At 54.1% G+C, this 3,908-nt stretch carries 4 protein-coding genes; 3 read left to right on the top strand and 1 reads right to left on the bottom strand.

Going from position 1 to position 3,908, the window contains the following annotated elements:
* The coding region (locus AC1DUU_RS25640; RefSeq protein ID WP_476786187.1) for a polyamine ABC transporter substrate-binding protein at positions 1-949 on the top strand (949 nt) is incomplete at its 5' end.
* Between the two features lie 56 nt (positions 950-1,005).
* Positions 1,006-1,860: a MurR/RpiR family transcriptional regulator gene (locus tag AC1DUU_RS25635; protein ID WP_476786186.1), complete on the top strand. Its 855-nt coding sequence runs from the start codon at positions 1,006-1,008 to the stop codon at positions 1,858-1,860.
* Between the two features lie 156 nt (positions 1,861-2,016).
* Here AC1DUU_RS25635 and AC1DUU_RS25630 read toward each other — a convergent pair whose 3' ends face one another.
* Positions 2,017-3,198, bottom strand: coding sequence for a DmpA family aminopeptidase (locus AC1DUU_RS25630; RefSeq protein WP_476786185.1), 1,182 nt, complete (start codon positions 3,196-3,198; stop codon positions 2,017-2,019).
* Positions 3,199-3,658: 460 nt separating this feature from the next.
* Here AC1DUU_RS25630 and AC1DUU_RS25625 point away from each other — a divergent pair.
* A partial coding sequence (locus AC1DUU_RS25625) for a helix-turn-helix domain-containing protein (protein WP_476786184.1) occupies positions 3,659-3,908 on the top strand: 250 nt, incomplete at its 3' end.

The raw sequence follows: 3,908 nt of genomic DNA, 5'->3' as shown, positions 1-3,908 counted from the left end.
CAATTGGGGCGAATACATCAATCCGGAGGTCCTGAAGAAGTTCGAGGAGGAAACCCAGATCAAGGTCAAGCTCTCGACCTATTCCTCCAACGAGGAAATGTTGGCCAAGATCCAGGGCGGCGCGTCAGGTTACGACGTTATCTTTCCGTCCGTGCACATGCAGGACATCATGGCCAAGCTAGATCTTCTGGAGAAGACTGACATCAACAAGTACGAGGGATTCAAGAATATCGATCCCTTGTTCCTGCGGGCCAAGAGCGACCCGAACGGCGAGTATTGTCTGCCCTATGCCTGGGGCTCGGTTGGCATTTTCTATAACCGCAAGATCCTCGGCAAGGACGTCACCGGCTGGAAGGATCTGATCGAGACGGTGAAGGCCAAGGGACTGAAATTCACCCTGCTCGACGACATGCGCGAGGTGATGGCCGTCGGCCTGATCCTCAACGGTCACAAGATCAACTCGACTGACCCGGCCGAGCTCCAACAGGCGGCCGACACGATCATCGCCATGAAGCCCGACGTTGCGGCTTTCACCTACGACGCGCGGCCCATGGTGCAATCCGGCGAGATCGCTGCCAGCCAATACTTTGTCGGTGCCATGATCGACGTTTTCGGAAACGAAAAGGACCTCGGCTACGTGATACCAGAGGAGGGCGCGACCATGTACCAGGAGGATGTCTGTGTTTTGAAGAGCGCGCCGAACAAGGAAAACGCCATCAAGTTCCTCCAGTTCTACACACGTCCGGAAGTCGTAGCCCTCAACGTCTCGCAGCAGACCAACGGCACGGCCAATATGCCCGCGCGGCAATTGACGGTTGAAAAGATCAAGAATAGCAAGGAAATCAACCCGCCGGCCGAGACAATGAATCGTCTCCAGATATTCGAGGATCTGGGTCCGGCCCTGCGTCAGGTGGACCGGGTATGGACGCGAGTTAAGACGGCCCAGTGAATGCGGTTGATCCCCGCCCGTCTTGGGACGGGCGGGTTTTCGAAGAGAGGGGCGACGTGTCGAAACGCATTCTTAAGCTCGTTCAGTCCGATGACCTCAGGCGGTCAAAGTCCGATAAGCTGATCTCCAACTATATTCAGCGCAACCTCTTCGAGTTGCCTTTCGAGTCGGCGCGATCCATAGCGCAACGTCTCGGCGTTTCTCCCATGACCGTTGGCCGCTACCTACGAAGAATGGGATTTGATGGACTTGACCAGTTGAAGGAGGAGCTACGACGGGGAAATTCAAATCCTGCTTGGCAGGTAAAAGGCCAGGTCGAGCGCCTCGAACAGGACAGAAAAGAAGGTAAGTTGCTCGCCGGGCTGATTCAACAGCAGGCGGAGAATCTTAGCCTTGTCTACGAACTTACGACAACTGCTGAATGGCAGCAGGCAATTGATGCGCTTGTCGGAGCCACTGAGATTTTTGTGGCTGCTTATCAGAACGTTCGCGGAATAGCGGAATATTTCGCAAGCCAACTGTCTTACACGCGGCCGCGGGTAAGTTTTGTTGATGGTCTCAATGGAACCTACGCAGAGTTGCTAGACGGAGCCGTCCAGGGACGCCTCCTATTCCTTCACGACGTCCGTCGATTTGCGTCAAAGGCGCGCTCACTAGCCGTAGAGGCCCGCCAAGCAGGCGTGATGGTCGTGCTCCTCACAGACGAGTTTTGTACTTGGGGAAAGGAGGAAGCTGACATTTGTCTCGTAGTGCCGGGCTYCCATGGCCCGCTTTGGGATGGTGCAGCGACCATGACTGCTGTCATGGACCTGATGTTGAGCAATGTCATTGTAGTGCTTGGCGAGGCTGTGGGCGAGCGAGTAAACATGCTCACTCGCCTGCAGGACATATTCGGGGATTTTGAGCAGTAAAACTAGCCTGTGACATGACGTATGGGCTGACGCAGTAGTAATGGATGCCGTTTAACACGCCGGGCAGCCCCTAGGTACGACTTGGGTGGTGAAAAAATTTTAGAAGTATGGTGCGGAGACTGTCTCGCCGAGCGCACCCCGGCGAGACGAATGGCGTCATTGACTGAGACGGTTGTATTTCTTGAGAATTTCCGTCAGGCGATCGTGCGGAATGGCGAAGGAGACATTGTCATCACGCCCCTTCATGGTTTCCGCAGCAATCATGGCATTGATGATCGCTTCCTCGGTGCCATCAACGGTCGCGTGAAAGAGCGGGCCAATCTTGTCATTGGAAACCATGTCTACTTTGGTGTTGGTCTCCTGGTTGAAGGCCTGTGGGTTTGCCGTCGAGAAGGCGATGAAGATGTCGCCGCTGCCATTGCCGCCATAACCACCCGTCTTGGCGAGGCCGAGCGGAATTCGGCGCGCTATACGTTTGAGTTGATGTGGCAACAAGGGGGCGTCTGTAGCGACGACGACGATGATCGAGCCGCCCTCACCACGTTTCCAGGAGACGTCAGGCAGCAAATCGGCGATCTCCTTACCTACCGGAGCTCCAGCGATAGTAAGGTCAGCCCGGGATCCAAAATTACCTTGTACGAGTACGCCCACCGTATAGCCACCTTCTTCGGCGGCAAGCTTGCGGGAGGCAGTACCGGTGCCGCCTTTGAAATTGAACAGATTCATGCCTGTCCCGCCGCCGACATTACCTTCCTCGATCGGGCCGCTCTTAGCACCATCGAGTGCAGCATAGACATGCTCTTGCTTCACATGCATGCCATTGATATCATTTAAGATTCCGTCCCAGGTTTCGGCCACAACCGGCAGGCGCCAATAGAGATCTCGGAAGTGAGGACCGACTAGATCGTTCTCCGCCTCCCACGAGATAACCGCGTCACGTACAACACCAACACTGTGCGTATTGGTGATCATGACGGGTCCTTCCAGGAAACCACTCTCGTCGATCCAGGTCGTGCCGGTCATCTCGCCATTGCCGTTCAGCGTATACCAGCCCGCAAAACTCGGCCCGAATTTTTTACCTCGCGGAAGTATAGCCGTCACACCGGTTCGCACTGGGCCTTTGCCAACTTCGATCTTGCCACTACCCTCAATGATGGTCGAATAGCCAACCGTGACACCGGCGACGTCGGTAATAGCGTTGTTCGGTCCGGGTGTGCCCACGAACGGGATTCCGAGGTCGCGGGCACGTTCTTTGGCTGTTGCGGTGGCACTGTCAACCGAAACGACTGTAGTGCAGCCCAACAGGACTGCCGCAATGATGCTGCTCAGTCTATTCACTTTCAGCTTCCTCCTTGGTGAATATTCGTTCGCGGACGTTCCGAAAAGTCTTAAATTGCATCAGTGTCAGATTTTGGAGACGTGTTACGTAATAATACCAGAAAATACAATAAAGGCGTGACCCGTATCGGATTGATAACAAATCGCCATACTCAACTGCTGATCTTATCAATTATTTCTGCCATGGCGCCTCCATTTTCCCTATCCGTTCCTTCCGGTTGTCTCTTCAGTGGATGAATTGGAAATAATGGTATTCAGATATCGATTTTATACAAGCGTTATTTTTTTAACATTTTAGGGGCAGGCTTCTCTGCACTAGCCGAAATGAGTTTATATAGGATCATACATGACGATTAGCGATATAGGGTCCTACATAGCGATTGGCTGATATATCAACGTATATTGACGTCTGCAATATACGAGCGTATATCCGGCTCACTCATACAGAAGCGTATACGCCATGAAGATCAGAACAGCTCGCGACATTGGTATCCTGATTAAGGAAGCCCGCACCCGGCGCGGCCTGTCGCAGGCTGCCTTGGCCAAGATGATCAACACCACGCAGACGTGGGTATCGTGGATCGAGAACGGCAAACCCAGCGCCCAGATCGGCAACGTGCTGCTAGCGCTGACCGTGCTTGGTGTGGAGCTGGACTTTCAGATCCCGTCGGCGCCGACGTCGGCTGCCGTTCATCAACACAGTGCCGATG

It is taken from the genome of Aminobacter sp. P4_H6_2 (assembly GCF_056400805.1).
The sequence above is the reverse complement of the archived record's forward strand: the minus strand, read 5'-3'. Positions and strand labels throughout refer to the sequence as shown.